A 6757-nucleotide genomic window follows, 5' to 3' on the forward strand; every position below is an offset into this window, starting at 1 on the left:
TCTGTAGGAGGCGCCGTAGAGCCCCAGTCGGCCGTCGCTCCAGGGGCGGGCCCGCGACATGGCCCGGGCTCAGCGCCAGCCGAGCTCGGGCGCGACGTAGCGCAGGATGCTGTCGAGCACGTGGGCGTTGTAGTCGACGCCGAGCTGGTTCGGCACGGTGAGCAGCAGCGTGTCGGCCGCGGCAATGGCCTCGTCCTCGGCGAGCTGCTCGACGAGGCGGTCCGGCTCGGCGGCGTAGGACCGGCCGAAGACGGCGCGCGTCTTGGCGTCGATGTTGCCGAACTGGTCGTCGCGGTCGCCCTCGAGGCCGAAGTACATCCGGTCGGTGTCGTTGACCAGGGCGAAGATGCTGCGGCTGACCGAGACGCGCGGCTCCCGGGTGTGGCCGGCAGCCTTCCAGGCCTCGCGGTAGGCCTCGATCTGCTTGCGCTGCTGGACGTGGAGCGGCTCGCCGGTCTCGTCGTCCTTCAGCGTCGAGCTCTGCAGGTTCATCCCGAGCTCGGCCGCCCACTCGGCGGTCTTGTTGGAGCCGGCGCCCCACCAGATCCGGTCGCGCAGGGTCTCCGAGTGCGGTTCGAGGCGCAGCAGGCCGGGCGGGTTCGGGAACATCGGGCGCGGGTTGGGCTCGGCGAAACCGTCGCCCTGCAGGAGCTGGAGGAAGACCTCGGTGTGGCGCCGCGCCATGTCGGCGTCGGTCATCCCCTCCGGCGGCTCGTAGCCGAAGTAGCGGTAGCCCTCGACCACCTGCTCCGGTGACCCGCGGCTGATGCCGAGCTGGAGCCGCTCGCCGGCGATCAGGTCGGCCGCGCTCGCGTCCTCGATCATGTAGAGCGGGTTCTCGTAGCGCATGTCGATGACGCCGGTGCCGATCTCGATCCGCGACGTGCGCGCGCCGATCGCCGCCAGCAGCGGGAACGGCGAGGAGAGCTGGCGGGCGAAGTGGTGCACCCGGAAGTAGGCGCCGTCGACCCCCAGCTCCTCGGCCGCGACCGCGAGGTCGATGGATTGGTGGAGCACGTCGGCCGCCGACCGCGTCTGCGACTGCGGCGAGGGCGTCCAGTGCCCGAAGGACAAGAACCCGATCTTCTTCACGGCTGGTTCAACAATCAACCATCATCGGCGATTCCCCGGACGCAGGAAATGCGGCGCCCACGAAAGCCCACCCTCACCCGCGCAGGCCGAAGTCCTCGTCGCGGTACTCCCCCGGCGAGCGGGTGCGCTCGGCGCTCTGAGCCGCCTCCTCCTCCCGGTGACGGAGCTCGACGCGACGGATCTTGCCGGAGATCGTCTTCGGCAGCTCGAAGAACTCCAACCGACGCACGCGGAGGTACGGCGGCAGCTTCTCACGCGCGAAGGCGAGGATGTCCCGCGCCGTGTCGGCGGTCGGCTCGTGGCCGGGCGCGAGCGCGACGTACGCCTTGGGGACGGCGAGCCGGACCTCGTCCGGCGCGGGCACGACCGCCGCCTCGGCGACGGCCGGGTGCTCGATCAGGACGCTCTCGAGCTCGAAGGGGCTGACCTTGTAGTCGCTCGCCTTGAAGACGTCGTCGGTGCGGCCGATGTAGGTGATGGCGCCCTGCTCGTCGCGGGAGGCGACGTCGCCGGTGTGGTAGTAGCCGCCCGCCATCGCCTGCGCGTTGCGCAGCTCGTCGCCCTGGTAACCGGTCATGAGCGTGAGCGGGCGCCCGGTCGGGCCCTCCAGTGCGAGGCAGATCTCACCCTCACCGGCCCCCTCGACGAGCTCGCCGGTGGCGGGGTCGACCAGCACGACGGGTACGCCGGGCAGCGGCCGTCCCATCGAGCCGGGCACCACTGGCTGGCCGGGCGTGTTCGCCACGGACGCGGTGCACTCCGTCTGGCCGAAGCCGTCGCGGATGGTGAGCCCCCAGTGGCGCTCGACCTGGCTGATGACCTCCGGGTTGAGCGGCTCCCCCGCCCCGATCGCCTCGCGGAGCGCGGCCGGCCGGCCACCCAGGTCGGCGTTGATGAGCATCCGCCACACGGTCGGCGGCGCGCAGAACGTCGTCACCTGCTCCTTCTCGAGCTGGTCGAGCAGAGCGCTCGCGTCGAAGCGGGCGTAGTTGTAGACCAGCACCGTCGCCTCGGCGAGCCAGGGGGCGAAGAAGTTTGACCAGGCGTGCTTCGCCCACCCCGGCGAGGAGATGTTGAGGTGGACGTCACCGGGCTCGAGGCCGAGCCAGTACATCGTGGAGAGGTGGCCGACCGGATAGCTGACGTGGGTGTGCTCGACCAGCTTCGGCCGGCTCGTCGTCCCGGAGGTGAAGTAGAGCAGAAGCCGGTCGGACGAGGCGTTGCCCGGGTGGTCGAGGCGCGGCGCCTCGCCGGCGTACGCCTCCGCATAGTCGACCCAGCCCGGCGCCCCGCCGACCGCGACACGGGCGTAGGAGCCCGGAACCTCCTCGAACTTCGCGACGTCGGCCGCGTTGGCGATCACCGCCTTCGCGCCGCCGCGGGCGAGGCGGTCGACGAGCTCGGCCGGCCCGACGGCGGTGGTGGTCGGCATGATGACCGCACCCAGCTTGATCACCGCGAGCATCGACTCCCACAGCTCCACCTGGTTGCCGAGCATGATGACGACGCTGTCGCCGCGGCCGACACCCTGGTCGCGGAGGAGGCCGGCGACGCGGTCGGAGCGGGTGGCCAGCTCGTCGAAGGTGTACGACGCCCGGGTCCCGTCCTCCTCGACGATGACGAGACCGGGACGGTCGTTGCCGCGGGCGTAGGCGTCGAACCAGTCGTGCGCGAAGTTGAAGCGCTCCCCCACGTCCGGCCAGCGGAAGGTGGCGACGGCCTCGTCGTACGACGTCCGGAGTCGGATCAGCTCATCGCGTGCGGCGCGGAGGGAGGTGGTGGCGGGACTCTCGGTCATGCCCCATCACTACACCAATCGTGGTGCGTGTCACACCCGGGGCCACCCGATCGCGGACCGCGTGTCGCACGGCAGAATGCCCGCCATGACGAGGATGGCCCTGCCCAACGGAAGCCCCGAGGTCCACGAGACGGCGTACGTCGCTCCCGGCGCCGCCCTCGTCGGAGCGGTGGCCCTGCACGCCCGCTCCGGGGTGTGGTTCAACGCCGTGCTCCGCGCCGACAGCGAGCCGATCGTCCTCGGGGAGGGGTCGAACCTGCAGGACCTCGTCGCCTGCCATGCCGACCCGGGCTTCCCGCTGACGGTGGGCGCCGGCGTCTCCGTCGGTCACAGCGCCGTCCTGCACGGCTGCACGATCGAGGACGACGTGCTCGTCGGCATGCACGCGACCGTGATGAACGGCGCGGTCGTCGGACGGGAGTCGATCATCGCCGCGGGGGCGCTCGTCACCGAGGGCACGGTGGTCCCGCCGCGGTCGCTCGTCGCCGGTGTCCCGGGCAAGGTACGACGTGCGATCAGCGACGACGAGGCCGCGCTGATCCGGCTGAACGCCGAGCACTACCGCGAGCGGGCCCGGACGTACGCCGGCCTTTGAGCCGGCTCCCGAGCCGATGCAGGATGCCGGCGTCGGGCCGAGCTCGCTGCGCTGTGAGGCGGGTGCCGCCCTCCCCGATCAGGGGCTCATGCCCCAAATCGGGGACGGGAAGGGCGTGTTGTCCGCAGACTGTCGGTGCGCGCTCCTAGCGTGATGTGCGGGAGCAACCCGAGGGGGAACCATGTGGGACACCGTCGACGACCAACCCGGTCCATCGTCCGATCATCTGTCGCACGACCTGCCGTGCCCGTGGTGCGGACACGCCGGTCACTACTACCTGCCGTGTGACGTCGCCTGCGGCTGCCGTGGTCGGGTGATGCCCGGCGCCTTCGAGCCTGGCCGCACGGTCGCCGTCGCCGGCTGACCCGACGCGTGACCGCGCGCTCGTCGATCGCGACGGCAACCCCGTGCAGCTCGTCCCGGAGGCGGCCGGAGCCGGCGGGACCGACAGCGACGGTGCAGCTCAGGGCGCGACTCAGTAGGTGAGCCGCACCTTGATGGCCGTCCGCTCGTCCATCGCGCGATAGCCCTCGGCGGCCTTCTCGACCGGCAGTGTCTGGTCGAAGACCAGACCCGGGTTGATCCGGCCCTGCTGGACGAGGTCGAGCAGCTCGGGCAGGTAGCGGCGGACCGGCGCCATGCCGCCCTTGAGGCCCACGTTCTTGTCGAAGAGCACCCGGATCGGCACCTCGATGCCGTGCGGGACGCCGACGAACCCGACCGTGGCGCCGGCCCGCGCGACGGCGAGTGCGGTCCGCATCGCCTGGTCGGTGCCGACGCACTCGAGCACGTAGTCGGCCCCCACTCCCCCGGTGATCTCCGCGATCGCGGCCTCGCCCTCGGCGCCGCGAGCCGCGACGACGTCGGTCGCGCCGAACGTGCGGGCGAGCTCCTGGCGGGGCTCGTGGCGCGACATCGCGACCACCCGCTCGGCGCCGAGCACGGAGGCGGCCAGGACGCCGCAGAGCCCGACGGCGCCGTCGCCGACGACGACGGCGGTGCCGCCCGGCCTGGTCGTCGACATGCCCGACATGATCGCGGCGTGCCACCCGGTCGCCATGACGTCGGTGAGTGTCAGCAGGTCCGGGAGCTGGGCGTCGTCGGGCGCGTCCTCGAGCTTCACCAGCGATCCGTCGGCGTGGTTCACGAGGGCGTACTCGCCCTGGCCGCTCACCGTGAACCCGCGGTCGACGCAGGCGGACTGGTAGCCCGCGACGCAGGCCGGGCAGGTGTTGTCGCAATGGTCGAACGGCACGATGACGTGGTCGCCGGGCGCCACCGTGGTGACCTCGGCACCGACCGCCTCGACGATGCCGAGGCACTCGTGGCCGATCGTGCGCGGCGAGGTGATCTCGCCGTTCTCGCCGCGGTAGTTCCACAGGTCGGAGCCGCAGATGCAGGACGCGGTGACCTTCACGACGGCGTCCGTCGGGCGGGTGATGACCGGGTCGGGGACCTCGGTGTAGCGGATGTCCTTGAGGCCGTGGATGGTCGTGGCGAGCATGGTTCGATCCTGTCATCGGCGTACGCTGTCCCAGGCACCGGCTCCCCCGGCCCCCTCGCGGGTGTGAGCCTCACCGCCTGGGATCCGCATGACGCCGGACGTCCGCCGCGGGTTCGGCGACACTCGATCGGCGCGTCGCAGAGTTGCTCTATCTCACATATGAGATACGGTGGTGAGCCATGAGCGAGGGATACAAAGGCCGCATCGGCAACCTCATCCGGGATGCTCGCAAGCACCGCGGCCTGACCCAGGCCCAACTGGCGGAGCGTCTCGGGACCAGCCAGAGCGCGATCAACCGGATCGAGAAGGGCCAGCAGAACCTCTCCTTGGAGATGATCGCGCGGATCAGCGCTGCCGTCGACTCCTCGATCGTCGACTTCGGGGTGGGCCCCACCCACCTGCGCGTCACCGGACCGACCACGCTGTCCGGCGAGATCGACGTCAAGACGTCGAAGAACGCCGGCGTCGCGCTGTTGTGCGCCTCTCTGCTCAACCGTGGCCGCACGACCCTGCGCAAGGTCGCGCGCATCGAGGAGGTCAACCGCCTGCTGGAGGTCCTGGGTTCGCTCGGCGTCCAGACCCGCTGGCTCAACGAGGACAACGACCTCGAGATCATCCCGCCCAAGGAGCTGCGCCTCGACAACGTGGACGAGGCCGCCGCCCGGCGTACGCGCTCGGTGATCATGTTCCTCGGCCCGCTGCTGCACCGCTCCGACGCGTTCGAACTCCCGTACGCCGGCGGCTGCCAGCTCGGCACCCGCACCGTCGAGCCCCACATGGCGGCCCTGCGGCCCTTCGGCCTCGAGGTCAAGGCCACCGACGGCTCCTACCACGCCAACGTCGACCGGGCGGTCCAGCCCGGCCGACCGATCGTCCTGACCGAGCGGGGTGACACGGTCACGGAGAACGCGCTGATGGCGGCGGCCCTCCACACCGGGACGACGGTGATCCGCAACGCCTCGTCCAACTACATGGTCCAGGACCTCTGCTTCTACCTGCAGAAGCTCGGTGTCCGCGTCGAGGGCATCGGCACCACCACGCTCACCGTGACGGGCTGCGAGTCGATCGACGTCGATGTGGACTACGCGCCCTCCGAGGACCCGATCGAGGCGATGTCGCTGCTCGCCGCCGCGATCGTCACCGACTCCGAGATCACCATCCGCCGGGTGCCGATCGAGTTCCTCGAGATCGAGCTCGCGACACTCGAGGAGATGGGCTTCGTCTACGACCGGTCCGAGGAGTACGTCGCCCGCAACGGCAAGACCCGCCTGGTCGACATCACCACGCGCCACTCGGTCCTGCACGCGCCGCTCGACAAGATCCACCCGATGCCGTTCCCCGGCCTCAACATCGACAACCTGCCGTTCTTCGCGGTCATCGCCGCGGTCGCGTCGGGCCAGACGCTGCTGCACGACTGGGTCTATGAGAACCGCGCGATCTACCTCACCGAGCTCAACAAGCTCGGTGCGCAGGTGAAGCTCCTCGACCCGCACCGGGTGATGATCGAGGGCCCGACCCACTTCTCCGGCGCGGAGATCGTCTGTCCGCCGGCGCTGCGTCCCGCCGTCGTCGTCCTGCTCGCGATGCTCGCCTCCAAAGGCACCTCGGTCCTGCGCAGCACCTACGTCATCGCCCGGGGCTACGAGGACCTCGCCGAGCGGCTCAACCAGCTCGGCGCCACCATCACGCCGTTCCGCGACATCTAAAGGCACGCCGAGTCGGCGCGGATGGTGGGAACGCTCCACCCATCCGCGCCGACTCGACAGGT

Annotated in this window: 5 protein-coding genes; 2 read left to right on the top strand and 3 right to left on the bottom strand. The window is 70.7% G+C overall.

What is annotated here, in order from left to right; genetic code table 11:
- Window positions 1–69 precede the first annotated feature (69 nt).
- Window positions 70–1092: an LLM class flavin-dependent oxidoreductase gene (locus tag AB3X52_RS19255; protein WP_367995726.1), complete on the bottom strand. Its 1023-nt coding sequence runs from the start codon at window positions 1090–1092 to the stop codon at window positions 70–72.
- A 73-nt stretch (window positions 1093–1165) separates the two neighbouring features.
- Complete coding sequence (locus tag AB3X52_RS19260) at window positions 1166–2890, bottom strand: AMP-binding protein (protein ID WP_367995727.1); 1725 nt, start codon at window positions 2888–2890, stop codon at window positions 1166–1168.
- 85 nt (window positions 2891–2975) lie between these two features.
- Here AB3X52_RS19260 and AB3X52_RS19265 point away from each other — a divergent pair, with 85 nt between their 5' ends.
- Entirely contained in the window at window positions 2976–3485 is a 510-nt protein-coding gene (locus AB3X52_RS19265; RefSeq protein ID WP_367995728.1) for a gamma carbonic anhydrase family protein, read from the top strand.
- A gap of 475 nt (window positions 3486–3960) precedes the next feature.
- On the opposite strand, the gene AB3X52_RS19270 is transcribed toward AB3X52_RS19265, so the two are convergent.
- Window positions 3961–4989 carry a zinc-dependent alcohol dehydrogenase family protein gene (locus AB3X52_RS19270; RefSeq protein ID WP_367995729.1) on the bottom strand — a complete coding sequence of 343 codons (1029 nt, stop codon included), beginning with the start codon at window positions 4987–4989 and terminating at the stop codon, window positions 3961–3963.
- A gap of 179 nt (window positions 4990–5168) precedes the next feature.
- Between AB3X52_RS19270 and AB3X52_RS19275 the strand changes: the two genes are divergently transcribed.
- Window positions 5169–6695 carry a UDP-N-acetylglucosamine 1-carboxyvinyltransferase gene (locus tag AB3X52_RS19275; protein WP_367995730.1) on the top strand — a complete coding sequence of 509 codons (1527 nt, stop codon included), beginning with the start codon at window positions 5169–5171 and terminating at the stop codon, window positions 6693–6695.
- The last annotated feature ends 62 nt before the right edge of the window (window positions 6696–6757 follow it).

Origin of the sequence: Nocardioides eburneus, assembly GCF_040838215.1 — a bacterium.
Taxonomy (GTDB): Bacteria; Actinomycetota; Actinomycetes; order Propionibacteriales; family Nocardioidaceae; genus Nocardioides; species Nocardioides eburneus.